The organism is Streptomyces rectiverticillatus, assembly GCF_013394065.1.
Classification (GTDB): Bacteria; Actinomycetota; Actinomycetes; order Streptomycetales; family Streptomycetaceae; genus Streptomyces; species Streptomyces rectiverticillatus.
Window position 1 is genome coordinate 2,563,558 of record NZ_CP040752.1, and the last position, 24,057, is coordinate 2,587,614.

19 protein-coding genes and 1 pseudogene are annotated in these 24,057 nt (G+C 73.7%); 13 read left to right on the forward strand and 7 right to left on the reverse strand.

Going from position 1 to position 24,057, the window contains the following annotated elements; translation table 11 throughout:
- Positions 1-59 precede the first annotated feature (59 nt).
- The 4 genes from FGW37_RS11030 (at position 60) to pepN (ending at position 5,236) form a co-directional block, all read left to right on the forward strand.
- Positions 60-977, forward strand: a complete 918-nt coding sequence (locus FGW37_RS11030; protein WP_179080910.1) for a trypsin-like serine peptidase — start codon at positions 60-62, stop codon at positions 975-977.
- A 51-nt stretch (positions 978-1,028) separates the two neighbouring features.
- On the forward strand, positions 1,029-1,316 hold the full coding sequence (locus tag FGW37_RS11035) for a carboxypeptidase-like regulatory domain-containing protein (RefSeq protein ID WP_179080911.1): 288 nt from the start codon (positions 1,029-1,031) through the stop codon (positions 1,314-1,316).
- A gap of 161 nt (positions 1,317-1,477) precedes the next feature.
- Complete coding sequence (locus FGW37_RS11040; RefSeq protein ID WP_179080912.1) at positions 1,478-2,506, forward strand: aspartate-semialdehyde dehydrogenase; 1,029 nt, start codon at positions 1,478-1,480, stop codon at positions 2,504-2,506.
- A 156-nt stretch (positions 2,507-2,662) separates the two neighbouring features.
- Positions 2,663-5,236 (forward strand): aminopeptidase N, encoded by a 2,574-nt coding sequence (gene pepN, locus FGW37_RS11045; protein WP_179080913.1) that lies wholly within the window; start codon positions 2,663-2,665, stop codon positions 5,234-5,236.
- A 203-nt stretch (positions 5,237-5,439) separates the two neighbouring features.
- Here pepN and FGW37_RS11050 read toward each other — a convergent pair whose 3' ends face one another.
- From FGW37_RS11050 to malQ, 5 genes and pseudogenes are all read right to left on the reverse strand, one after another.
- Complete coding sequence (locus FGW37_RS11050; protein ID WP_179079113.1) at positions 5,440-5,820, reverse strand: hypothetical protein; 381 nt, start codon at positions 5,818-5,820, stop codon at positions 5,440-5,442.
- 334 nt (positions 5,821-6,154) lie between these two features.
- A pseudogene (locus tag FGW37_RS34130) lies at positions 6,155-6,661 on the reverse strand (transposase domain-containing protein); the annotation flags it as partial.
- Complete coding sequence (locus FGW37_RS11060) at positions 6,658-7,632, reverse strand: acyl-ACP desaturase (protein WP_179080914.1); 975 nt, start codon at positions 7,630-7,632, stop codon at positions 6,658-6,660. The pseudogene FGW37_RS34130 and the gene FGW37_RS11060, both read right to left, overlap by 4 nt.
- A gap of 187 nt (positions 7,633-7,819) precedes the next feature.
- Positions 7,820-8,026, reverse strand: coding sequence for a hypothetical protein (locus FGW37_RS11065; protein ID WP_078660181.1), 207 nt, complete (start codon positions 8,024-8,026; stop codon positions 7,820-7,822).
- A gap of 109 nt (positions 8,027-8,135) precedes the next feature.
- The gene (gene malQ / locus FGW37_RS11070; RefSeq protein ID WP_179084629.1) at positions 8,136-10,298 is read right to left on the reverse strand and encodes a 4-alpha-glucanotransferase; all 2,163 of its coding nucleotides are present in this window, start codon (positions 10,296-10,298) and stop codon (positions 8,136-8,138) included.
- A gap of 219 nt (positions 10,299-10,517) precedes the next feature.
- Between malQ and FGW37_RS11075 the strand changes: the two genes are divergently transcribed.
- Positions 10,518-13,454 carry a glycoside hydrolase family 84 protein gene (locus FGW37_RS11075; RefSeq protein ID WP_246430347.1) on the forward strand — a complete coding sequence of 979 codons (2,937 nt, stop codon included), beginning with the start codon at positions 10,518-10,520 and terminating at the stop codon, positions 13,452-13,454.
- A gap of 87 nt (positions 13,455-13,541) precedes the next feature.
- Here the strand turns inward: FGW37_RS11075 and FGW37_RS11080 are convergent, their stop codons facing one another.
- Positions 13,542-14,078 (reverse strand): HNH endonuclease, encoded by a 537-nt coding sequence (locus FGW37_RS11080; protein WP_030366446.1) that lies wholly within the window; start codon positions 14,076-14,078, stop codon positions 13,542-13,544.
- Positions 14,079-14,332: 254 nt separating this feature from the next.
- Between FGW37_RS11080 and FGW37_RS11085 the strand changes: the two genes are divergently transcribed.
- Entirely contained in the window at positions 14,333-15,418 is a 1,086-nt protein-coding gene (locus FGW37_RS11085; RefSeq protein WP_179080916.1) for a mechanosensitive ion channel family protein, read from the forward strand.
- An 80-nt stretch (positions 15,419-15,498) separates the two neighbouring features.
- Here the strand turns inward: FGW37_RS11085 and FGW37_RS11090 are convergent, their stop codons facing one another.
- On the reverse strand, positions 15,499-15,999 hold the full coding sequence (locus tag FGW37_RS11090) for an FBP domain-containing protein (protein ID WP_179080917.1): 501 nt from the start codon (positions 15,997-15,999) through the stop codon (positions 15,499-15,501).
- Positions 16,000-16,131: 132 nt separating this feature from the next.
- On the opposite strand from FGW37_RS11090, the gene FGW37_RS11095 reads away from it, so the two are divergent.
- The 7 genes from FGW37_RS11095 (at position 16,132) to FGW37_RS11125 (ending at position 24,008) form a co-directional block, all read left to right on the forward strand.
- Entirely contained in the window at positions 16,132-17,313 is a 1,182-nt protein-coding gene (locus FGW37_RS11095) for an ROK family transcriptional regulator (RefSeq protein ID WP_246430348.1), read from the forward strand.
- A gap of 43 nt (positions 17,314-17,356) precedes the next feature.
- Complete coding sequence (locus FGW37_RS11100) at positions 17,357-18,610, forward strand: 6-phospho-beta-glucosidase (RefSeq protein ID WP_484600424.1); 1,254 nt, start codon at positions 17,357-17,359, stop codon at positions 18,608-18,610.
- Entirely contained in the window at positions 18,601-19,593 is a 993-nt protein-coding gene (locus FGW37_RS11105) for an N-acetylglucosamine kinase (RefSeq protein ID WP_179080918.1), read from the forward strand. The genes FGW37_RS11100 and FGW37_RS11105 overlap by 10 nt, the downstream gene beginning before the upstream one ends.
- 453 nt (positions 19,594-20,046) lie before the next feature.
- A complete protein-coding gene (gene melC1, locus FGW37_RS11110) occupies positions 20,047-20,445 on the forward strand; it encodes an apotyrosinase chaperone MelC1 (protein WP_179080919.1) in 399 nt (132 codons plus the stop codon).
- Positions 20,446-20,506: 61 nt separating this feature from the next.
- Positions 20,507-21,328: a tyrosinase MelC2 gene (gene melC2 / locus FGW37_RS11115; RefSeq protein WP_179080920.1), complete on the forward strand. Its 822-nt coding sequence runs from the start codon at positions 20,507-20,509 to the stop codon at positions 21,326-21,328.
- A 254-nt stretch (positions 21,329-21,582) separates the two neighbouring features.
- A complete protein-coding gene (locus tag FGW37_RS11120; RefSeq protein ID WP_425506508.1) occupies positions 21,583-22,974 on the forward strand; it encodes a hypothetical protein in 1,392 nt (463 codons plus the stop codon).
- Between the two features lie 35 nt (positions 22,975-23,009).
- Positions 23,010-24,008, forward strand: a complete 999-nt coding sequence (locus FGW37_RS11125; protein ID WP_246430349.1) for a glutamate ABC transporter substrate-binding protein — start codon at positions 23,010-23,012, stop codon at positions 24,006-24,008.
- Positions 24,009-24,057: the final 49 nt, after the last annotated feature.

Consider the following 24,057-nt stretch of genomic DNA (forward strand, 5'->3'; position numbering starts at 1 on the left):
CGCTTACGCCCTATTCGATGCGGTCTGCGGACCTTGCCGTCGAAGGGACGGTTTCTGCCATGCCCCAGGACCCCCACACCCCCGTCTCCAGCGACCCCGCGGCGGGCCTGCTGCCCGCCGACGGAGCGCCCGTGTTCCAGCAGCCCGGCACGGGCGCGGGCGGCGAGCCCGCCCCGGGCGGCTCCACCGGCACCGAGCCCGTCGAGGGCTACCGGCTGCCGGAGCCGCCCGAGGCCGACGACGCCTTCGGCGGCCTCGTCCCCGACATCGGCGAGGCCTCCTTCGGGCCGCCGGCCGGCCCGGAGACCGTCCACGGGCCGGACGACCGGGTGCAGATCACCAACACCTGCGTCTACCCGTGGCGCGTGCACTGCTTCCTGGAGATCACGGCCGCCGACGGCAGCGGCTGGCTCGGCACCGGCTGGTTCATCGGCCCGCACACGATCGCCACCGCCGGGCACGTCGTCTTCATCAAGAACAGCGGCGTGCCCGGGCGGGACGGCTGGGTCCGCAGCATCAAGGTCTGGCCCGGGCGCAACGGCGGCACGGTCTGCTACGGCCCGGTCGTCAGCACGAGCTTCCGGTCGGTGACCGGCTGGACCGGCAGCGGCGACCAGAACTTCGACTACGGCGCGATCATCCTGCCGTCGGACCTGGGCGCACAGACCGGCTGGTTCGGCTTCGGCGTCTGGTCCGACGCGGACCTGCTCCAGGTCACCGGCAACATCGCCGGCTATCCGGCCGACAAGCCGTACGCCACGCTCTGGTACGACGCGCGCCGCATCGACTCGGTGGGCCCGCGCAAGGTGTACTACGACATCGACACCTTCGGCGGGCAGAGCGGCAGCTCCGTCTACCGGATCATCGGCAACGACCGGTACGGGGTCGCCGTCCACGCGTACGGCGGGGCCCGGGTGAACTCCGGCACCCGGATCACCACGCCGGTCTACAACAACTTCGTGGCCTGGAAGGCGTGACCCGATCCGCATGACCACCCGACCGACCACCCGAGGGAACACCCGATCCGCATGAACGCCCCCTCCGCGCCCGCCGGCGTGATCCGCGGCACGGTCCGCGACGCCGCGGGCGCGCCCGTCGCCGGTGCCCGCGTGGCCTTCGCCGACGGGCCGGTGCCGCTGCCCGACGTCGCCGCCGTCACCGACAGCGAAGGCCGCTTCGCGCTCACCGCCCCCGCCGAGGGGACCTACACCCTGCTGTGCCGGGCGGACGGCGGGACCGCGACCGCCCGGGTGCACGTCACCGCCGCTCCCGCCGCCCGCCCGGAGGATGTCCGGGCCGACCTGCGCCTGGGCTGAAGATTTCCCGCTTCGCCCGGCCCGGTCTCGCACACCGGTCAAAGGATTGGACTTTTGGGGCGGGTGTGACCACATGATGGAACCGGCGTGCCAGGCGCGACGTCCCTGGCAGCAGGTTGCATGTTGCATGTGATGTAGATGTACATGAGTAGGGAGCCCTCATGAGGATCGGAATCGTCGGAGCCACCGGGCAGGTCGGCGGAGTCATGCGCAAGATCCTCGCCGACCGGGCGTTCCCGGTCAGCGAGCTGCGCCTGTTCGCCTCGGCGCGCTCCGCCGGGTCCACCCTCCCCTGGCAGGGCACGGAGATCACGGTCGAGGACGCCGCCACGGCCGACTACACCGGCCTGGACATCGTGCTGTTCTCCGCCGGCGGCGCGACCTCCCGCGCGCTGGCCGAGAAGGTCGCCGGACAGGGCGCCGTCGTGATCGACAACTCCTCGGCCTGGCGCATGGACCCCGAGGTCCCCCTCGTCGTCTCCGAGGTCAACCCGCACGCGGTCAAGGACCGCCCCAAGGGCATCATCGCCAACCCGAACTGCACCACGATGGCCGCCATGCCGGTCCTGCGGCCGCTGCACGAGGAGGCCGGCCTGACGGCCCTCGTCGCCACCACCTACCAGGCCGTCTCCGGCTCCGGCCTCGCCGGCGTGGCCGAGCTCGACGGCCAGATCCGCGGCGTCGGCGAGCGCGCCGCGGAGCTCGTCCACGACGGCGAGGCCGTCGACTTTCCCGAGCCCGGCGTCTACAAGCGCCCCATCGCCTACAACGTGCTGCCGCTGGCCGGCTCGATCGTGGACGACGGCCGCTTCGAGACGGACGAGGAGCAGAAGCTGCGCAACGAGTCCCGGAAGATCCTGGAGATCCCGGGCCTGAAGGTCTCCGGCACCTGCGTCCGCGTCCCCGTCTTCTCCGGCCACTCGCTGCAGGTCAACGCCCGCTTCGAGCGTCCGGTCAGCGTCGAGCGCGCGTACGAGCTGCTCAAGGACGCCCCCGGCGTCGAGCTCTCGGAGATCCCCACCCCGCTGCAGGCCGCCGGCAAGGACGCCTCCTACGTGGGCCGCATCCGCGAGGACGAGACCGTCGAGCACGGCCTCGCGCTCTTCCTCTCGAACGACAACCTCCGCAAGGGCGCGGCGCTCAACGCCGTGCAGATCGCGGAGCTGGTCGCCGCCGAGCTCAAGGGCTGACCCCTGCTGCCGGCCCCTTCTCCGGTACGTCCGCGCCACCCCGCCCGCTCCGGGCCGGGTGGCGCGGACGTTTCGCTTCCGGAAAAACACCGGTCCGCCCGGGGCACCCGGCGTGGAAGGATGGCCGGAAAGTCGCGAAGTTAAGGAGATGCCCAGGTGCCTGGAACGAATCTGACCCGCGAAGAAGCGCAGCGGCGGGCTCGTCTGCTGACCGTCGACGCGTACGAGATCGACCTCGATCTCTCCGGCGCGCAGGAGGGGGGCACCTACCGCTCCGAGACCGTGGTGCGGTTCGACGCGGCCGAGGCGGGCGCGGAGACGTTCATCGACCTGGTGGCGCCCACGGTGCACGAGGTCGTGCTGAACGGGACCGCGCTCGACGTGGCCGAGGTGTTCGCGGACAGCCGGATCGCGCTGCCGGGCCTGGTGGCCGGCCGCAACGAGCTGAAGGTCGTCGCGGACTGCGCGTACACCAACACCGGCGAGGGCCTGCACCGCTTCGTCGACCCCGTCGACCAGCAGGCCTACCTGTACACCCAGTTCGAGGTGCCCGACGCGCGGCGCGTCTTCGCCTCCTTCGAGCAGCCCGACCTGAAAGCCGTCTTCACGTTCACCGTGAAGGCCCCCGAGGGCTGGACGGTCATCTCCAACTCGCCGACCCCCGAGCGGCCCGCCGACAACGTCTGGCGCTTCGAGCCGACGCAGCGGATCTCCACGTACATCACGGCCCTGATCGCCGGCCCGTACCACGGCGTGCACAGCACGTACGAGAAGGACGGCCGCAGCATCCCGCTGGCCGTCTACTGCCGCCCCTCGCTGGCCGAGTTCCTGGACGCGGACCACATCTTCGAGGTGACGCGCCAGGGCTTCGACTGGTTCGAGGAGAAGTTCGCCTACCCCTACCCCTTCCCCAAGTACGACCAGCTGTTCGTGCCCGAGTTCAACGCGGGCGCGATGGAGAACGCGGGCGCGGTCACCATCCGCGACCAGTACGTCTTCCGCTCGAAGGTGACGGACGCCGCGTACGAGGGGCGCGCCGAGACGATCCTGCACGAGCTGGCCCACATGTGGTTCGGCGACCTGGTCACCATGGAGTGGTGGAACGACCTGTGGCTGAACGAGTCGTTCGCCACCTTCACCTCGATCGCCTGCCAGGCCTCCGCGCCGGGCTCGCGGTGGCCCCACGCGTGGACGACCTTCGCCAACTCCATGAAGACCTGGGCGTACCGGCAGGACCAGCTGCCGTCCACCCACCCGATCATGGCCGAGATCCGCGACCTGGACGACGTGCTCGTCAACTTCGACGGCATCACCTACGCCAAGGGCGCCTCCGTCCTCAAGCAGCTCGTCGCCTACGTGGGCGAGGACGCGTTCTTCCGCGGCGTCCAGGCGTACTTCAAGGCGCACGCCTTCGGCAACACCCGCCTCACCGACCTGCTCGGCGCGCTGGAGGAGACCTCCGGCCGCGACCTGACCACCTGGTCGAAGCTGTGGCTGGAGACCGCCGGCATCAACATCCTGCGCCCGGAGATCGAGACCGACGCCTCCGGCGTCATCACCTCCTTCGCCGTCCGCCAGGAGGCCCCCGCCCTGCCCGCCGGCGCCAAGGGCGCGCCGACCCTGCGGCCGCACCGGATCGCCGTCGGCGTGTACGAGCTGGAGGGCGGCAAGCTCGTCCGCAAGGAGCGGATCGAGCTCGACGTCGACGGTGAGCTGACGCCCGTCGACGCGCTCGTCGGCAAGCCCCGGCCGGCCGTCGTGCTGCTCAACGACGACGACCTGTCCTACGCCAAGGTCCGCCTCGACGAGCAGTCGCTCGCGACGGTCACCGCCCACCTCGGCGACTTCACCGAGTCCCTGCCGCGCGCCCTGTGCTGGGCCTCCGCCTGGGACATGACGCGCGACGGCGAGCTCGCCGCCCGCGACTACCTCGCGCTCGTCCTCTCCGGCATCGCCAAGGAGTCGGACATCGGCGTCGTGCAGTCGCTGCAGCGGCAGGTCAAGCTGGCCATGGACCTCTACGCCGCCCCCGAGTGGCGTGCGACCGGCCTCGCCCGGTGGACCGAGGCGGCCCTCGCCCACCTGAAGTCCGCCGAGCCGGGCAGCGACCACCAGCTCGCCTGGGCCCGGGCCTTCGCCGCCACCGCCCGTACGGACGAGCAGCTCGCCCTGCTGCAGGGGCTCCTCGACGGCACGGAGGAGATCGGCGGCCTCGCCGTCGACACCGAGCTGCGCTGGGCCCTGCTCGGCCGCCTCGCGGCCACCGGGCGCGCGGACGAGGCCGCGATCGCGGCCGAGCTGGAGCGGGACCGGACCTCGGCGGGCGAGCGGTACGCCGCGGCGGCGCGGGCCTCGCAGCCGACGGCCGAGGCCAAGGACGCGGCGTGGAAGGCGGTCGTCGAGTCGGCGGCCCTGCCCAACGCCGTGCAGGAGGCCGTCATCGGCGGCTTCGTCCAGACCGACCAGCGCGATCTGCTCGCGCCCTACAGCGCGCAGTTCTTCGCGGCGATCAAGGGCGTGTGGGAGAGCCGCAGCCACGAGATCGCCCAGCAGATCGCGGTCGGGCTGTACCCCGCGCTGCTGGTCTCCCAGGAGACCCTGGACGCGACGGACGCCTGGCTGGCCTCGGCCGAGCCGAACGCCGCGCTGCGGCGCCTGATCATGGAGTCCCGCTCGGGCGTCGAGCGCGCGCTCAAGGCCCAGGCCGCCGACGCGGCCGCGGCGAGCTGACGCGCGCCGCGCGAAGCGTGCACGAGGGTGCCCCCGGCTCGGACGAGCCGGGGGCACCCTCGGTCGTTTACGGGGCCGGGCCCCTCCGGGCCGGCACGGACGCCGGAGCCTGCCGGCCCCTGGCGGATTCAGGGGCGCGAGCGCCCAATGCAGTTGCCATAAATAGCGCACGAGCTGTCGACTCTGAGGCACGGAATCCAGCCTCATTGACAAACGACGGTGGCTGCAGGGTTCAGGACACCGGAGAGGACACCAGCCGCGTTGTCCAGCGAGGTGGTGCCCAGAGTCTGCCCGTTCTCACCAATGACTGTGCAAACAATCTTGGTGGCGGGCGCATCGGCGCCGCCGCACTGGTTGAGCGGTCCGGTGACGGGCAGGCCAAGGGCGTTTCCTCCGGCAGCACTCGCCCCTTGCGAGGCAGTCCCCCGGACGGTTGCTCCGTACTGATTTGCGCAGCCATTGCCGATGGCCGGGGAGAGGATGCCGGCGCCGAGGCCCCCGGCCCATGCTGGAACAACGACGACCTGGGCACCCAAGAGCGTCAGAGCGGCGCTGGCGGCACGGAGAACGGTGCGTTGGCTCACGCATTGATGAACGATGCCCTCGGTACGCCGAAACGGGGCCTAACCCAGACAGCTCAGGTTCCGACACACCTTGCTCAGCGGATTTGGCCGTTGACCAGCGGTCTTCCGGCACCCTTGTGCGCCGCAGCGGCAGCAGCCGACTTCGTGCTTCCTGAGCTGCCTCGTTCCAGGCACGGGCGAGATTGAACCGAGCGGCCCCGGCCTGAGCCGGAACGCTGCGACGGGCGACCCGCACGCACCGCAGGTAGGACACGCGGTCGGCGTCCACAGTGGGCCCGGCCGTGGCCGCTGCGAGGGCGAACCGGCGGACGGCATGGTGGACCGCGAGGAAGGCCCACAGCTCTTGCCGGACGCCATCCGGCGTGCGCGACCGGATCGGACCGCCGGGACCGAGGTGGTTCTTGATCTCGTCGAAGGCCAGCTCGATCTCCCACCGCTCCCGGTAGAGCCCCACCAGCTCGTTCGCCGGGTACCGCTTGTGGTCCAGCAGGGTCGTGCCCAGGTACACGACCCTGCCGTCCTTGAAGAAGGTGATGACGCGGTAGAGCGTCTCCTTCGGCAGCGTCCGGCCCTCGCGGAAAGCCGAACGGCCGCCCGCCGACAGTAGAAGGGCCGTCGAATGTGTCTCCCTGGCCCGGGACAACGAGGACCGGTTCACCCAGGCCACAGCGCGACTGCCAGGAATCCCGCCAGTCAGTACCCGGACGACCTCCTCGTACGACTCCCGGGCGAACAAGCAGAGCGCCAGCACGAAGTACACCACCAGCCGGGCCGGCAGCAGGCGGCGCCGCTGTTCGCCGCGGCCATGCTGAGCTATCGCTGCGTCGACCAGCGGGCTCAGGCCTGCTCAGCCCGTGCCGCGCGGCGCGCCAGCAAGGCCGCGCGGCGCTCGTCGAACTTCGTGGCCTGGTCGTCGAGGTCGATCATGAACAGGCCCAGTTCCTCCTGGGCGCGGAGGCCCTCCGGGCCCAGGCCGGTGATTTCCAGGACCTTCAGGAAGCGCAGGACCGGCTGGAGGACGTCGTCGTGGTGGATGCGCAGGTTGTAGATCCCGCCGATCGCCATCTGGGCCGCGGCCCGCTCGAAGCCGGGGATGCCGTGGCCGGGCATCCGGAAGTTCACGACCACGTCGCGAACCGCCTCCATCGTCTGGTCCGGCGCGAGCTCGAACGCCTTCCCGAGCAGGTTGCGGTAGAAGACCATGTGGAGGTTCTCGTCCGTGGCGATGCGGGCGAGCATCCGGTCGCAGACGGGGTCGCCGGAGTGGCGTCCGGTGTTGCGGTGGGAGATGCGGGTGGCGAGCTCCTGGAAGGCGACGTACGCCACCGAGTGCAGCATGCTGTGCCGGTTGTCGGACTCGAAGCCCTCGCTCATGTGCGCCATCCGGAACCGCTCCAGGGCGACGGGGTCGACGGCCCGCGAGGTCAGCAGGTAGTCCCGCATGACGATGCCGTGCCGTCCCTCCTCCGCCGTCCAGCGGTGCACCCACGTGCCCCAGGCGCCGTCGCGGCCGAAGAGCTGGGCGATCTCGTGGTGGTAGCTGGGGAGGTTGTCCTCGGTGAGGAGGTTGACCACGAGGGCGGTGCGCCCGATGTCGGTGACCTTGGACTGCTCGGGCGCCCAGGCCTCGCCGCCCATGACGCCGTCGAAGTCACGGCCCTCGCTCCAGGGCACGTACTCGTGCGGCATCCATTCCTTGGCGATCTTCAGGTGCCGGTTGAGCTCGGTCTCGACGACCTCTTCGAGGGCGTACAGCAGGCGGCTGTCGCTCCATACGGCCCGGGCGTGGTGGCGGAGGGGGGCGATGGTCACGGACAGCTCCAGGGGGGATGATCACACTTACGGTTCCGTAGGTTACGACACCGTAGGTTAAACGGACCGTAAAGCGAAACCAGCGGCTCCGGATTGAGGGCGGGAACACACACGGGCGCACACGCGAAAAAGCCCGGTGCCCCGGTCCAGAAGGACCGGGGCACCGGGCTGAAGAAGATCGAGCAGGCTAGCGCGTGCGCGGGTGGTGGGTGTCGACGGTGTGCGGGTTGTCCGAGTGCCTGGCGGCGACCATCGTGAGGCCGGCGATCACCAGGAAGAGGACGATCGGCGCGGCGACGTAGAGGCCGAGCGTATTGATCACGCTCAGGCCCGGACCCGGGTCGTCACCGTCGTCGCGGGTGAGCGCGAACGCGGGGGACGACATCAGCAGCATCAGCAGCGTGCCGGCCGAGATGGCACCGGCTCGCACGGCGTTCTTGTTCTTAGTGCTCACGGCCTCAAGATATCGGGAGCATAAGAGACCCGCGCGCCCGGGGGTGGGGCTACGGCCCCGCCGCCGCTCCCACCTCCGCCATCAGGGCCCGCAGCCGGGGCGAGACCGTGAGCTCCTCCAGGGACAGCGGCCGCCCGTCGGGGCCGGCGACCGGCAGCCGCCAGTTCGGGTACTGGTCCCAGGTGCCGGGGAGGTTCTGCGGGCGGCGGTCCCCGACGGCGTCCGGCAGCCAGACGCCGACGAGGCGGGCGGGGGTGCGCAGCAGGTAGCGGTGGACGGCCAGGACGGCCGTCTCCTCGTCGCAGGGCCCCTCGGGCAGCAGGCCCAGCCGCCGGAAGAGCTCCAGCCATTCGCCCACCTCCCGCGCGTCCTCCTGCCGCTCCTCGTCGAGCGGGCGGGTGAGCAGCCCCAGCCGGTGGCGCAGGGCGACGTGGTCGCCGGTGAGCCGGGCGGCGGTGCTGGGCAGGTCGTGGGTGGTGGCGGTGGCCAGGCAGCCGGTGCGCCACCGGCCGGGCGGCAGCGGAGCGGCGTCCCCCGCCGCGTAGTCCCGCTCGAACCACAGCACCGACGTGCCGAGCACGCCGCGCTCGGCCAGCGCCTCGCGGACCCCGGCCCCGACCGTGCCCAGGTCCTCCCCCACGACCGCGGCCCCGGCCCGGTGGGCCTCCAGGGCGAGGACGCCGAGCATGGCCTCGGGGTCGTAGCGGACGTACGCGCCCTGGGTGGGCTCCGCGCCCTGCGGCACCCACCACAGGCGGAACAGGCCCATCACGTGGTCGATGCGCAGGCCGCCCGCGTGCCGCAGCAGGCCGCGCAGCAGCTCGCGGTAGGGGCGGTAGCCGCAGGCCTCCAGGGCGTCGGGGCGCCAGGGCGGCAGGCCCCAGTCCTGGCCGCGGGGGCTGAAGGCGTCGGGGGGCGCGCCGACGGACATGCCGTCGGCGAAGGCGTCCTGCTGGGCCCAGGTGTCCGCGCCCGAGGGGTGCACGCCGACGGCGAGGTCGTGGACGAGGCCGACGCGCATGCCGGCCGCCTTGGCGGTGCGCTGGGCGGCCGCGAGCTGCTCGTCGGTGAGCCAGGCGAGCCGGCTGTGGAAGTCGATGCGGTCGGCCAGGTCCGCGCGGGCGCGGGCGGTGTCCGCCGAACGGGGGTCGCGGAGCCCGCCGGGCCACGCACGCCAGTGCGGCCCGTGCACCTCTGCGAGCGCGCACCAGGTGCTGTGGTCCTCCAGGGCGCGGCCCTGCTCAGTGCGGAAGGCCTCGTACGCGGCGAGGCGGGCGGGGCCGAGGGGCACGGCGCGGACGAGCTCCAGGGCGCGCCGCTTGACCTCCCAGACCGCGTCGCGGTCGATGAGCTCGCCCTTGTGGAGCACGGCGTCGCGCAGGGCGGCGGCCCGGCCCAGGAGCTGCGCGGCGCGCTCGCGGCGCTCGCCGGTGAGCAGGGCGAACTCGGGCACGTCCTCGACGCGCAGGTGGACGGGGTCGGGGAAGCGGCGGGAGGAGGGCCGGTAGGGCGAGGGGTCGGTGGGGGCGCCGCCCGCGCCGGGCACGGCCGCGTGCAGGGGGTTGACCTGGACGAAGTCCGTGCCGAAGGTGCGGCCGGACCAGTCGGCGAGTGCGGCCAGGTCGCCGAGGTCGCCCATGCCCCAGGAGCGGGCGGAGAGCAGGGAGTAGAGCTGGACGAGGAAGCCGTGGCCGCGCCGCGGCGGGGCGGGCAGCCGGTCCGGGGCGACGATCAGGGACGCGGCGGCGGACCGGCCGTCGGAGGCGTGGGCGCGCAGCAGGTGCGTGCCGAGCGGGAGTGCGCCGAGGGCGTACGCGCCGGCGCCGTGCGCACCGGCCCCCTCCGCGCCGGCTCGTGGTCGGCGGGCGCGCGGCCACGCACCGCCCCCCTCCACCCCAAGCTCCCCGGACGCGAGGTCCAGGACGACGACCGCCCCGTCCTCCGTCTCCACGCACGCCTCGGTGCCCGGCGGCAGCGCGGGCAGCGCACCGCGCCCGGCGCGCACGACCACCGTGGCGGGCAGCAGCCTGCGGCGGGCCGCGTCCTCGTGAGCGGCCAGGGCCTCGCGCACGGAGGCGGGCGTGGAGGCGTCGACGCCGAGGGCGGCGAGGACGGCGACGACGGTCTCCTCCGGCACGCCGACGCTGCGGCCGGGGGCGGGGCTGTACGACGTCGCGATGCCGTGCAGTGCGGCGAGCCGCGCTCTGGCCATCTGCTCGGCCATCACCACCTCCGCAGGTGTCCGTGCCGAAGGCCGTACCCGCCGCCGGGCCGCGGGACACCACTCGAATTCCCGTTCACCCGCGGAGGTTCGGCTTTCGACGTCGACGCGCCGGGCAATACAGGCACTTCGGTCACGTGCGTTGACACGCCTTGCGGCTGGTGATGGGCTCGCCCCCGTCGGGAGCACCTAGGGGCGAGGGAGACGGCCGTGCACTTCCGGGGCAGCGACTCCTCACCCGGCGGCCACGGGCCCGTGCGCCCCCGGCGCGCCGGGGTCACCGTCCTCGCGGCGGCCCTGCTCGGCGGGCTGCTGGCGGGCGCGCCCGGCACCGTCGCGGCGCCCCGGCCCGGCGACGCCGCCGCGGCCGCGCCCGATCCGCAGGGCGAGGGCGCCCTGCCGCCGGTGTGGCCGCGGCCGCAGGCATCGCGCGCGCTGGGTTCGTACGCCCAGGTCGGCGGCGAGGTCACCCTGATGGCCGAGCCGGGCACCGACCCGTACGCGGTCGAGGCGCTGCGCGACGTCCTGCGCGCCGCGGGCGCGCGGACGGTCGTGGACGCGGCCCCGGGCGGCACGCCGCCCCCGCGCGGCCTGATCGTCTACGCGGGCGGGCAGGGCGCGGAGGAGGCGCTGCGGGCGCTGGGCGCGCCGGAGGCCGGTGATCTGCCGGCCGGCGGGTACCGGCTGGCGACCGGCCAGGTGGCGGGCCGGCCGACGGCCGCGCTCGCGGGCACGGGATCCGACGGGCTCTTCCACGCGGCGCAGACGCTGCGGCAGCTGACGGTGGAGCGGGGCGGCGCGAAGGGCTTCGCCGGGGCGGTGGTCCGCGACTGGCCGGGCACGGCGGTGCGGGGCCTGTCCGAGGGCTTCTACGGGGAGCCGTGGTCGCGCGAACAGCGTCTGGCGCAGCTGGACTTCATGGGCCGCACCAAGCAGAACCGGTATCTGTACGCGCCGGGCGACGACCCGTACCGGCAGGCCCGCTGGCGCGCCGCCTACCCCGCGGCGCAGCGCGAGGAGTTCCGGGAGCTGGCCGAGCGGGCGCGCCGCAACCACGTGACGCTGGCCTGGGCGGTGACGCCGGGGCAGTCGATGTGCTTCTCCTCGGCCGAGGACCTGCGGGCCCTCAAGCGCAAGGTGGACGGCATGTGGGCGCTGGGCTTCCGCGCCTTCCAGCTGCAGTTCCAGGACGTGAGCTACAGCGAGTGGCACTGCGGGGCGGACGCGGACGCGTTCGGCTCGGGGCCGAAGGCGGCGGCGAAGGCGCAGGCGAAGGTCGCGGGCGCGCTGGCGGCGCACCTGGCGGCGAAGGGGGCGGAGGCGGCCCCGCTGTCGCTGCTGCCCACCGAGTACTACCAGGACGGGCGGACGGCGTTCCGGCGGGCACTCGCGGAGCGGCTCGACCCGCGCGTGGAGGTGGCGTGGACGGGCGTCGGGGTGGTGCCGAAGACCATCACCGGCGGCGAACTGTCCGACGCCCGGGCCGCCTTCGGGCACCCGCTGGTGACGATGGACAACTACCCGGTCAACGACTTCGCGCAGGACCGTATCTTCCTCGGGCCGTACACGGGCCGGGAGCCGGCCGTCGCGACGGGCTCCGCCGCGCTGCTGGCCAACGCCTCGTCGCAGGCCGCCGTCTCGCGCATCCCGCTGTTCACGGCGGCCGACTACGCCTGGAACCCGCGCGGCTACCGCCCCGGGGAGTCCTGGCGGGCCGCGGTCGACGACCTGGCCGGGCCGGACCCGCGCACCCGGGAGGCACTGCGGGCCCTGGCGGGCAACGACGCCTCGTCGGTGCTCGGCGGCACCGAGTCGGCGTATCTGCGCCCGCTGCTGGACGCGTTCTGGACGGCCCTGTCGGGTACGGACGGCAAGGCGCGGGACGAGGCGGCGGGCCGGCTGCGGGCCGCCTTCGCCACCATGCGGGAGGCGCAGCAGCGCCTGTCGGGGCCCTTCGGCGGCGAGGTGGGGCCGTGGCTGGAGCAGCTCGCGCGGCACGGCGAGGCGGGGACGCGCGCGCTGGACATGCTGCTCGCCCAGGCCCGCGGCGACGGCGCGGAGGCCTGGCGGGCCCAGCTGGACGTGCAGCGGCTGCGCGGGCGGATCAAGGACAGCCCGGTGACGGTCGGCAAGGGCGTGCTCACCCCCTTCCTCGACCAGGCCCTGGCGCGCGCGAACGGCTGGACGGGCGTGGACCGGCCGGTGCGCTCCGCGGGCCGGGCCACCGACGGCGACCCGGCCACCGCCCTCACCCCTGCCGCGGGTGAGCCGCTGACCGTACGGCTGGAGGGGCCGCGGCCGCTGACGGCCGTCACCGTGCTCACCGCGCCCGCGCCGGGCGCGCGGGGCACGGCCTGGGCGCGCGACGTCTCCAAGGGGTGGCAGCCGCTGGGCGCCGTGTCGGACGGCGGCTGGACGCAGCTGGCCGGCAAGGGGATGCGGGCGGACGCGCTGCGGGTGGTGTGGGAGGGGGGCGGCACGCCGCCGCCCGTCCACGAGATCGCCCCGTGGTTCGCGGACACGCCCTCGGCCGACGTGGAGCTCACGCCCTCGGAGGCGGACGCGGAGCTCGGCGGGCGCCCGGCGGCCGTGGACGTGCGCATGATCAACCGGCGGCCGGAGGAGGTCCGCGAGAAGCTCGTCGTGAAGGCGCCCGAGGGTGTCTCGGTCAAGGCCCCCGCCGAGGTGGCCGTGGCGCGCGGCGGGGTGGCCACCGCCCGGATCGAGCTCGCGGTCCCGGCGGGCGGCTCGGCCCGCACCTTCACCGTCCCGGTCCGCCTCGGCGGCCAGGAGCGGACCCTGACCGTACGGGCGTACCCGCCGGCGGGCGGCCCGGACCTGGCGCGCGGCGCTTCCCTGAGCTCCCCGGGCGGCGGCGGCCGGCAGCTGGAGCTGGCCCGCCCCGTACGGCTGGGGCGGCTGGTGCTGCACTGGCGCGACGGGCAGGACGGCGAGGACCCGGCCCGCTGCCGCGTCCAGGTGTCGGCGGACGGCCGCACCTGGCGGGACGCGGCCGTGGCCGGCGGCAAGGGGGGCACGGAGACGGTGCGCATGGACGCGCCGGACACGCGCTTCGTACGGGTGCAGGGCGGGAAGGCGGGAGACGCCCTGCGGGGGGTGGAGGCCTACGCGGTGGGCCGCCCCTGAGCGCGGCGGGCACGCCGTCCCCGGGCTCCGGGCGGGCTGGGTCTGCAGCCTGTCCGGCGCCCGGGGTACGGAAATGGCCCGGGACTGTCAGGCGGAAATGCCGTCGATCCGGGCCATCGCGTCCTCCGCGCCGAATGCCTCGAGATAAGGCAGCCAGCGCGGATCCCTATGGCCCGTGCCGATGATGCGCCAGGCCAGCCCGGACGGCGGCGCGGGCTGGTGGCGCAGCCGCCACCCCAGCTCGGCGACGTGCCGGTCGGCCTTGACGTGATTGCAGCGGCGGCAGGCGGCCACCACGTTCTCCCAGGCGTGCTGGCCGCCGCGGCTGCGCGGGACCACGTGATCGACGCTGGTTGCGACGCCACCGCAGTACGCACAGCGCCCGCCGTCACGGGCGAAGAGAGCACGGCGGGTGAGCGGGACGGGCCCCCGAAAGGGCACGCGCACGAAGCGTTTGAGGCGGACGACGCTGGGAGCGGGGATGGTGCAGGTTGCGCTGTGCATATAGGCGCCGGTGTCCTCGAGGCTGACGGCCTTCTCATTGAGGACGAGTATGAGCGCGCGGCGGAGCGGTACGACGCCGAGCGGCTCGTACGACGCGTTGAGGACCAGGACATGCGGCACGGGTGCCTCCTTGTACGCCGGCGGCGCGTGGCTCGCGCCGGGACGATCTCCTGCAAGTGTCCCCCGGCCCCTGGTCGGAGCGCCACCATGACCGGGTAACGGGTCACGGGTGTTTTGGAACACATCCTGTTCATCCCCCGCTCAAGACCCGTCGCATCTCGAACACAGCAACGGAGGATCACCTCTGCCCCGATAGTGTGGTGAGTCCGCCCGCCCGCATTTCGGGCCGGCGTCCCACACGAAGGGTTCCTGCAGTGTTCTGGTCCGCTGCCCTGGCCGCAGAAGACGCGACGCCCCGTCCTGTCTCTCTCGACGAGGCACAACGGACGGCGAACGACGCCGCCGGCTGGGTCGAGGAGAACTGGTCCGTCTGGCTCAGCAACGGCCTGCGCATCATCCTGATCGTGGTGATCGCGGTGGTGATGCGCTCCCTGATCCGGCGCGCCATCACCAAGCTCATAGCGCGCATGAACCGCACGGCCTCGGCCGTCGACGGCACGGCGCTCGGCGGCCTGCTCGTCAACGCCGAGCGGCGCCGGCAGCGCTCGGAGGCCATCGGCTCCGTGCTGCGCAGCGTCGCCTCGTTCCTGATCATGGGCACGGCCGCGCTGACCGTGCTGTCCGTGCTGAAGATCAATCTGGCCCCGCTGCTGGCGAGCGCCGGTGTGGCGGGCGTCGCCATCGGTTTCGGCGCCCGCAACCTCGTCACCGACTTCCTCTCGGGCGTCTTCATGATCCTGGAGGACCAGTACGGCGTCGGCGACACGATCGACGCCGGGGTCGCCTCCGGCGAGGTGATCGAGGTGGGCCTGCGCGTCACCAAGCTGCGCGGCGCGGACGGCGAGATCTGGTACGTGCGCAACGGCGAGGTCAAGCGCATCGGCAACCTGAGCCAGGGCTGGGCCACGGCCGGCGTCGACGTCCAGGTCCGTGCGGACGAGGACCTGGACCGGGTCCGCGAGATCCTCACCCGCACGGGTGAGGAGATGCAGAAGGCCGAGCCGTGGACCGAGCGGCTGTGGGAGCCCGTCGAGGTGCTGGGCCTGAGCGCGACCTACCTCGACTCGGTGGTCGTCCGGGTGTCCGCCAAGACCATGCCGGGCAAGGCGCTCGGCGTCGAGCGCGAGCTGCGCTGGCGCATCAAGCAGGCGCTGGACGCGGAGGGCATCCGCATCGTGGGCCGCCCGGCGGAGGCAAACTTGGAGGTGGGGGCGACGCAGGGGGCCGACCCGATGGCGGCCGTGGCCGCACCGTCCGCCCTGGCGAACCCGGCGTCCCCGCAGTCCCAGGCCACGACGCCCATACCGCCGGTCGTGCCGGGCGCGGCCCTGGGCAAGTGACGGCGGCGCGGCGGCCCCGCCGCGGTGCGGTCCGGGCCCGCGCGGCGTAGCCCGGCGCACGGCCCGGCGTGCCGCTCCGGCTAGCCGCGCTCGACCTTGCCCAGGAAGTCGTCCAGGTTCACGAGCATGCGGGAGATCCGCTCCTCCACGCTCAGCGTCTCCTTGTACCGCATCGCCATCTGCGGGACCTTCTTGCCGCGCACGTAGAGCGAGCAGGCCAGGTCCGCGCACATGTACGCGCCGACCGTGTTGCCCTCGCGCCCGGCCGGGCCGACCCGCCGGGCGGCGAGCAGGGAGACGCCCGAGCCCGGGTGCGCGGTCAGGCACAGCGAGCACATCGTGGACTTCGCCATGCTCCGCGGCCCGCCCTGCGGCACCCGCAGGGTCACGCCGACGAGCTTTCCCTCGCGCTCGGCGACGACATAGCCGCGGTCCGGCGCACCCGGATCCCGCCAGCCCAGGAAGTCGAGGTCCTCCCAGGGGAGTTCCGAGAGGTTGCGCGGGAGGGCGATCCGGCGCGCCTCCCCCTTGGAGCAGTTGATGAAGGACGCGCGTATGTCGTTGTCGGCGAGGGATTGCATGGTCAGCGAAATTAACACCGTTCGGGCGGATCGTCGCATGATTTTCGGGCCGGGCGATTGACGCCCCGCCAGGCCGTTCCCTAGCCTCTCCCCGTATCAATAGGAAAGTTTCCTAACAGTCAGGGTACGGAGATGGCCGGGACCCCCGGGACACCGCGCGTGCTGCGCGCCATGAACGACCGCGCCGCCCTCGACCTGCTCGTCGCGCACGGCCCCCTCACCCGCACCCGCCTCGGCGAGCTGACCGGCCTGTCCAAGCCCACCGCCGCCCAGCTGCTCACCCGCCTGGAGGCCGCCGGCCTGGTGCGCCGCACCGGCACCGTCACCGGGCGGCCCGGGCCCGGCGCCGGGCTGTACGAGATCGACCCGGGCATCGCCCACGTCGCCGCGCTGTCCGTCGGCCCCGAGGGCGTCACCGCGCTCGTCGCCGACATCGCCGGCACGGTGGCCGGCGAGCACCGCGTGCCCGCGGAGCAGGGCGAGGGGGCGGCCAAGCTCGTCGGCCGGGCCGTCGACGGCGCCCTCGCCGCCGCCGGGCTCGGCCGCGACGCACTGCACCGCACCGTCATCGGCACCCCCGGCGCCCTCGACCCGCGCACCGGCCTCCTGCGCTACGCCCCGCACCTGCCGGACTGGCGCTCCCCCACACTGCTGGAGGAGCTCGCCGGGGTCACCGGCACGCCCGTCGTCGTCGAGAACGACGTCAACCTCGCCGCCGTCGCCGAGCAGCACGCCGGCGCGGCCCGGGGCTTCGCGAACTACGTCCTGCTGTGGGCCGACGAGGGCGTCGGCGCCGCCGTCGTCCTGGGCGGCACCCTGCTGCGCGGCGCGACCGGCGGCGCCGGGGAGATCGGCTACATGCCGCTGCCGGGCGCGCCGCTCGCGCGCGGCGGGGACGACGCCACCGCGGGCCCCGACGGCGGTGGCGGCTTCCAGATGCTCGTCGCCTCCCCGGCCGTCGTCGCGCTCGCCCGCGCCCACGGCCTCGACGCCCGTACGGCCCCCGAGGCGCTCGCCCGCGCGGCGGCGGAACCGGGCGCGGGCGACGACGTCTACGCCGAACTGGGCAGGCGGCTGGCCGTCGGGCTCGCGGCGGTCGTCGCCGTGGTCGACCCCGAACTGGTGGTGCTCTCCGGCGCCGTGTGCCGGGCGGGCGGCGAGCGGCTGCGCGCGATGGTGGAGGCCGAGCTCACCGGGCTGGCCCTGCCCCGGCCGCAGCTGCGGCTGAGCACCGTGGAGGACCGCCCGGTCCTGGCGGGGGCGCTGCGAACCGCACTCGCGGCGGCCCGGGAGACCGTGTTCGACACGGCGTGAGCCATTCGCCGCTCTGGCCTGGCAACCAGCAAAGGAGTCAAGGGTGAAGCTCGCAGTAGTGGGTGGCGGATCCACCTACACCCCCGAACTCGTCGACGGCTTCGCGCGGTTGCACGCCACGCTGCCGGTGACCGAGCTCGTCCTGATCGACCCGGACGCGGAGCGGCTGGAGCTCGTCGGCGCGCTGGCGCGGCGGATCCTCGCCCGGCAGGGCCACCCCGGCCGCGTCACCTGGACCGCGGACCCGGACGCGGGCGTGGACGGCGCGGACGCCGTGCTGCTCCAGCTGCGCGTGGGCGGCCAGGCTGCCCGGCAGCAGGACGAGACCTGGCCGCTGGAGTGCGGCTGCGTCGGCCAGGAGACCACCGGCGCGGGCGGGCTCGCCAAGGCGCTGCGCACGGTCCCGGTGGTGCTGGACATCGCCGAGCGGGTGCGGCGGCGCAGCCCGGACGCCTGGATCGTGGACTTCACCAACCCGGTCGGCATCGTGACGCGGGCGCTGCTGGCGGCCGGGCACCGGGCCGTGGGCCTGTGCAACGTGGCCATCGGCTTCCAGCGGAAGTTCGCCCGGCTGCTGGGGGTCGCCCCGGAGGAGGTGGCGCTGGAGCACGTGGGCCTCAACCACCTCACCTGGGAGCGGTCGGTGACGGTGGGCGGCGAGGACGTCCTGCCGCGGCTGATCGCCGAGCACGGCGACGCCGTCGCGGCCGATCTGCGCATGCCGCGCTCGGTGCTGGACCGCCTCGGCGTCGTCCCCTCCTATTACCTGCGCTACTTCTACGGGCACGACGAGGTCGTCCGGGAGCTGCGCACCAAGCCCTCGCGCGCCGCCGAGGTGGCCGCGATGGAGCGGCGGCTGCTGGCCCTGTACGCCGATCCCGCTCTGGACGAGAAGCCGGCGCTGCTGGCGAAGCGCGGCGGCGCCTTCTACTCGGAGGCGGCGGTCGCTCTGACCGCGTCGCTGCTGCGGGATACGGGGGACGTCCAGGTCGTCAACGCCCTCAACAACGGCACGCTGCCCTTCCTGCCCGACGACGCGGTGATCGAGGTGCCGGCGGCGGTGGACGCGAGGGGCGCGCGCCCCTTGCCCGTACGCCCGCTGGAGCCGCTGTACGCCGGGCTGGTCGCGAACGTCACGGCGTACGAGCACCTGGCGCTGGAGGCCGCGCTCAAGGGGGGCCGCGACCGGGTCTTCCGGGCGCTGCTCGCCCACCCGCTGGTCGGGCAGGTCGACCACGCCGACCGGCTCACCGACGCCCTCCTCGCGCACAACCGGGAGCACCTCGCGTGGGTGTGAGCGGCGCGCTGCTCGCGATCGACGCGGGCAACAGCAAGACCGACGTGGTGCTGGCGGGGCCGGACGGCGCCGTGCTCGGGGCCGCGCGCGGCGGGGGGTTCCAGCCGGTGCAGGCGGGCGTGCGGCAGGCGGTGGACGGCCTGGCGGCGCTCGTGGAGCGGGCCGCCGCTGCCGCGGGGACGGCCGCACCGCCGTACGCCGCTCACGTCAGCGCGTGCCTGGCCAACTGCGACCTGCCGGTGGAGGAGGAGCTGCTGAGCGCGGAGATCGCCGCCCGCGGCTGGGGGCGGACGGTCGCCGTCGCCAACGACACCTTCGCGCTGCTGCGGGCGGGCCTGCCCGACGGGGGCGAGCCCGTGGGCGTCGCGGTGGTGTGCGGGGCGGGCATCAACTGCGCGGGGCTCGGACCGGGCGGCCGCACGGCCCGCTTCCCCGCGATCGGGCGGCTCTCCGGCGACTGGGGCGGCGGCGCGTGCCTGGCGGAGGAGGCGCTCTGGTCGGCGGCGCGCGCCGCCGACGGCCGCGGCGGGCCGACCGCGCTGGCCCGCGCCCTGCCCGCGCACTTCGGCCTGGACGGCATGCCCGCGCTGATCGAGGCGCTGCACCTGGGCCGGGTGGCGGCGGAGCGGCGGCACGAGCTCGTACCGGTGCTGTTCGCAGCGGCGGCCGCGGGCGATGCGGTCGCCCGCGGCCTCGTGGCCCGGCAGGCGGCGGAGGTCGTCACCATGGCCGCGGTCGCACTGGAGCGGCTGGGGCTGCTGGGGGCCGGGGTGCCGGTAGTGCTGGGCGGCGGGGTGCTCGCGGCCCGGCACCCGCTGCTGCACGAGCAGGTGGTGGCGCTGCTGGCCGGGCGGGCGCCGCAGGCGGTGCCGGTGGTGGTCACGGCGCCGCCGGTGCTGGGCGCGGCGCTGCTGGCGCTGGACCGCGCCGGGGCTCCGGCGGCGGCTCACGCCCGGCTGCGGGCGCACTACGGCGACGCGTAGGCCGGGCGGCACGGGGTCCGTTCGGCGCCTGTTTCCCGCGTGGCGACCGATATCTCGGAATCTGTCGTTCCGTGGCCGGAATCTGCGAAACCGTCGCCTTCTTCACGTCATGTTCACATCGTGAGAGGCGTCACCACACCCCACCCCGAACCGGAAGATCTCTCGTCGGGGGCCCTCACGACGGCCGTCTTTCCTGACATGGCGTCAACAACGCCATTCGTCAGAAATTTCTCCCAGGGCATTGGTTGACCATTCATTTACCTAATGTCCCAAAATCGGTCAACCATTTTTCGACCCCTCCTCGGTCATGCAAGCATCCGCCCGCACGGATTGATCACGAAATACAACAAGCAACCGCCATCAAAAGGGATTTACGGCTGCATTCGTGACAACTTCCGCCACTGATCGTCCATTCCGCGCCTTGTCGGCGCGCAATCGAGGGGGGACCGACCCATGTCGTCCAACGTCAGCCGACGCGTCGTGCTCAGAGGAACCGCCGCTGCCGCCGCCGGAGTGGCGCTGCTCGCCACCGGCGCGCGGGCGGCCGACCACACCGGCCACACCACCGACCACACCGGGCACGGCGGGCACGGCACCGGCCCCGCTGCGTTCGACGAGGTCTACAAGGGCCGCCGCATCGTCGGCAAGCCGGTGACGAGCGGCGAGCACGCGGCCCACGGTGGCTTCGCCGTCACCATCGACGGCAAGGAGCTGCACGTCATGCAGAACGCCGACGGCACCTGGATCAGCGTGGTGAACCACTACCAGGTCTTCGACCAGCCGCTGGCGCTGACCCGCGCCGCCGTCGACGCCCTCCGCGGCGCGACGCTCGTCCCGATCGCGATGAACTGACCGGCCACTGCCGCACGCACCCCACCGACCCACACTTCTCACTCACGAGGACACGAACCCCATGGCAGTGCGCAAGAACCAGGCGAACCTGACCGCCACCGAGAAGCGCAACTTCGTCAACGCCGTGCTGGAGCTCAAGCGCACCGGTGTCTACGACGGCTTCGTCCGGACGCACAACGAGTTCATCATGAGCGACCGTGACGACAGCGACCGCGTCGGCCACCGCTCCCCCTCCTTCCTCCCCTGGCACCGCCGCTTCCTGATCCAGTTCGAGCAGGAGCTGCAGAAGATCGACTCCTCGGTCACGCTCCCCTACTGGGACTGGACCGTCGACCGCTCGGTCAACTCCTCGATCTTCGGCGCCGACTTCATGGGCGGCAACGGCCGCAGCCGCGACGCGCAGGTCACCACCGGCCCGTTCGCCTACTCCACGGGCAAGTGGACCATCAACGTCAGCGTCGACAACCGCAACTTCCTGCAGCGCGAGATGGGCGCCGCCGGCACGCTGCCCACCCGCGCCCAGGTCGACGCCGTCCTCGCCATGCCGGTCTACGACACGGCCCCGTGGAACAGCGCCTCCGAGGGCAGCTTCCGCAACTACCTCGAGGGCTGGCGCGGCGCGGGCCGCGTCCACAACAACATCCACGTGTGGATGGGCGGCCAGATGGCCACCGGCGTCTCCCCCAACGACCCGGTCTTCTGGCTGCACCACTGCCACATCGACAAGCTGTGGTCCGACTGGCAGCGCATGCACCCGGCGTCCGCCTACCTGCCGGCCGCCGGCACCGCGAACGTCGTCGACCTCAACGACACCATGCGCCCGTGGAACAACGTCACCCCGGCCCAGATGCTCGACCACAGCTCGTACTACACCTACGCGTAAGGCAGGCACCTACGCGTAAGGCGCGGCGCGCGACAGGCTCACACGCCTCCGGCCCGGTGCGGGGAACCGCGCCGGGCCGGCGGGCGTGATGGGGAACGAGGGCCGCCACGGGCCCCGGTGGAGATCGCGATCCGAACAAGATCGCACCGGCACCGGTGTGTTTGTCAGTCCTTGCGGCCATACTGCTGGCCGGGCACCTGTTCCCGGCCGGCACCGGGCAACGGGCCGCCCTCAGCGACCGAGGGGGAGGTCACGTGTCACAGCCGCAGCCGGCCGGCGGGCCGCGAGGAGCGCCCGGCCGCAGCACCTCCGGCCCGGCCTGGCGCGAGGGGCTCGACCGCGTGCGGGCCGCGGCGGTCACCGAGCCCGGCAGGCTGCGGGTCATCGGGGCCGTCCTGGCCGTGGTCCTCGTCGCGTTCGGTGCGGTCACCGCCTGGCAGGTCGCCTCCAGAGCCGCCGCGGCCGACTCCGTCGTCCGCACCAGCCAGCCGCTCAGCGCCGACGCCGCCGACATCTACCGCTCGCTCGCCGACGCCGACACCACCGCGGCGAGCGGCTTCCTCGCGGGCGGCCAGGAGCCGCGCGCGGTCCGCCAGCGCTACGAGAAGGACATCGCGCTCGCCTCCCGGCTGCTGGTGAAGGCCGCCGCGAACGCCGACGCCTCGGCCACGGCACGCGCCCGCATCGCCACCCTCAACGAGGGACTCCCGCGCTACACCGGCCTCGTGGAGGCCGCGCGCGCCAACAACCGCCAGGGCCTGCCGCTCGGCGGCGCCTACCTGCGCTACGCGGGCGACCGGATGCGCGGGGAGCTGCTGCCCGCCGCCCGAGGCCTGTACGAGGCCGAGACGGACCGCCTCGGCTCCGACTACGACGACGCCCAGTCCTGGCCGTGGGCCGCCCTGGCCCTCGGCGTCGCCGCGCTCGGCACCCTCGCCTGGGCCCAGCGCCGCAACTACCTCCGGACGAACCGGGTCTTCAACCACGGCCTGCTCGCCGCCACCGCGGCCGCCGGCGTCGTCCTGCTGTGGCTGGTCGCCGGCCACGCGGTGGCCCGCTCCGGCCTGGAGACCTCCTACACTCACGGCGCGAAGTCCCTGCAGGCGCTCAACGAGGCCCGGATCGGCTCACTCCAGGCCCGTGGCGACGAGAACCTCGCCATGGTCGCCCGGGGCGCCGTCCTCGGGAAGAACGGCGACGACGCCTACGAGACCGGCTACCGCGACGGCATGGGCCGGCTCGTCGGCGGCAGCCAGGGCCCGGCCCGCCCGGACACCCTGCTGGAGCGCGCCCGGGCGCTCGCCGACGACGCCGAGGGACGCGATCCGGTCGAGGCCGCCGTCAAGGACGTCCGCGAGTGGCAGCAGCGCCACGGCCAGGCACGCGCCCTCGCCGACGACCGCGGCGACTACGACGACGCCCTGCGCAAGGTGATCGGCGACAAGGACAGCACCGGCGCGTCCTTCGACCGGGTGGACACCGAACTGCAGCGCGCGATCGCCCACGAGCAGGCCGAGTTCCGGCAGGAGGCCGACGACGGGCGCGGCGCGTTCTCGGGCCTCGCCGCCGGAGCGGCCGTGCTGACCGTCCTCGGCGCCGCCGGTGCCGTCCTCGGCGTGGGCCGCAGGCTGTCGGAGTACCGGTGAGACCGGTACGGGAGGACGAGGGGGAGGCGGTGCGCATGGCAGGGGCCCGGACGGGGAAGCGGATGCGGGCCGGACCGGCGGCGGTGGCGGCCGCCGTGTGCGCGCTGGCCGCGGCGGCCGCGGCCGTGCTGCCCACGGGCGGCGCACCCGCGCAGGACCGGCCCGCACGGACCGCCGCACCGGCCGCACCCGCGGCGCCCGCCCCGGGCGCCGCCGCGGCACCCGCGCAGTGCACCGACCCGGAGGCGAGTCTGCGGCCCGCGGGCGGGGCCGACGGAGCGGCCGTGCAGCGCATCAAGGCCCGCGGCCGGCTGATCGCGGGCGTCGACCAGAACAGCTACCGCTGGGGCTACCGCAACCCCGCCGACGGCGAGCTCAGCGGCTTCGACATCGACCTCGTCCGGGCCGTCGCCAAGGACATCCTCGGCGACCCCGGCAAGGTCACCTATCTCGCGATCCCCACGAGCCGGCGCATATCCGCCCTGCAGACGGGCAAGGTGGACATCGTCGCCCGCACGATGACCATCACGTGCGAACGGATCAAACAAGTGGCGTTCTCCACGGCCTACTTCGAGTCCGGGCAGCAGGTGATGGTCCCCAAGGGGTCACCGGTGACCGCGTTCGACGACTCACTGAAGGGGAAGAAGGTCTGTACGGCGGAGGGTTCCACGGCCGAGATCAAGGTGCGGGAAGAGCCGCACGGCTCCACCCTGCTGACGGTCCCCAACCAGCTCGACTGCCTGGTGCGGCTCCAGCTCGGCGAGGTCGACGCCGTGGTCAACGACAGGGCCCTGGCGGCCGGCCAGGCGGCGCAGGACCCGTCCGTGCAGCTCGTCGGAAAGCCGTTCACCACCGAACCGTACGGCGTGGCGATGAACCTCGCGGACACGGACCTGGTACGCCGGGTCAACAAGGTGCTGGAGGACTACCGCGCGGGCGGCGCCGGAAGCCTCTGGATGAAGGCGTACGACAAGTGGCTCGCCGCCGACCTGAAGGGCATCACCGCCCCGCCGGCGCCCAAGTACCGGGACTGACGGCGGGCCGGGGAGCACGGCCGTAACGGACACGCCCGCGGCGCCCGCC